The organism is Pseudomonas sp. PDM19, assembly GCF_014852215.1.
Classification (GTDB): domain Bacteria; phylum Pseudomonadota; class Gammaproteobacteria; order Pseudomonadales; family Pseudomonadaceae; genus Pseudomonas.
The window spans coordinates 1-378 of sequence record NZ_JACVBG010000016.1 but is presented as its reverse complement, the minus strand read 5'-3'; the positions used below and the strand labels follow the sequence as shown (position 1 = coordinate 378).

The following is a 378-nucleotide window of genomic DNA, read 5'->3' as shown; positions in this document are numbered from 1 at the left end:
AGTTCAGTATCGGCTCGGTGCGGGTGTGGCCCAGCAGTTTGTCCAGCGGCTCCATTCTTTTCGCGGTGTAGCGCCATTCGCTTTCATACTGGATGACCAGTTGCGCGATGGACTGCGCGCGGGCGGGAATTTCCAGGGCTGTTTTTATCTTGGCGGCCGTCAGTTTGTTGTCGGGGCCGGTGCCGATGATGTCGTACAGGCGGGTCTGCAGGGGGCCTTTGTCCCAGCGGTCGGCCATGGCCTGGAGCCCGAGGTCGGAGTGCAGTTGCTTGAAGTAGGCCATGCCCTCTTCGAGGGGATTGACGTTGACGATGATGTCGTAGCCTTCCCAGGCCCAGGGACTGACCCACGGGGTGACGCCCACTTCCTCGCAGACCC

General features: G+C 61.9%; 1 pseudogene. It reads right to left on the bottom strand.

From position 1 onward, the window contains the following. A pseudogene (locus IB273_RS31295) lies at window positions 1-378 on the bottom strand (hypothetical protein); the annotation flags it as partial.